The following is a 591-nucleotide window of genomic DNA, read 5'->3' on the forward strand; positions in this document are numbered from 1 at the left end:
GCATGACCCAGCACCACCGCGATCTGACCACGCACCAGATCCAGCAGCACCTCACGCCGCTCGTCCCGGCCCAGCCCCTCCAGCCGCTGCACCAGACTGGCCGTCGCCACCGAACCACCGGCAACCGACCGCCGCGCCCGCACCCTGATCAGGCCACGGAGCATGGGGTGGATGTCGCCCTGTTCCCGCAGGGCGGGGAGGTCGAGACGCACGGGCAGGACGAGGGGTTCACCGGTGTCGAGTGCCGCGTCGAAGAGGGCCGCGCCCTGCTCGGGGGTGAGTTCCGGCATGCCGGCGCGGGCGATGCGGTGTACGTCGGTGTCGGAGAGGGTGCCGATCATGCCGGCGTCCTGGGTCCACGGGCCCCACGCGAGGGAGGCGGCGGACAGGCCGAGCGAGCGGCGGTGCCGGGCCAGGGCGTCGAGGAACGTGTTGCCCGCCGCGTAGTTGGCCTGGCCGGGGCCGCCGAGGATGCCCGACATGGAGGAGAAGAGCACGAAGGCGGTGAGGTCGAGGTCCTTCGTCGCCTCGTGCAGGTGCCAGGCCGCGTCCACCTTCGGACGCAGCACCCGTGCCAGGCGCTCCCCCGTC

At 72.9% G+C, this 591-nt stretch carries 1 protein-coding gene; it reads right to left on the reverse strand.

Going from position 1 to position 591, the window contains the following annotated elements; all coding sequences use genetic code 11:
- Window positions 1-591 (reverse strand): KR domain-containing protein (locus tag IE178_RS35275; protein ID WP_193515100.1); only part of this gene is annotated, 591 nt, incomplete at both ends.

Source organism: Streptomyces griseoloalbus, from assembly GCA_014650015.1.
Taxonomy (GTDB): Bacteria; Actinomycetota; Actinomycetes; order Streptomycetales; family Streptomycetaceae; genus Streptomyces; species Streptomyces griseoloalbus.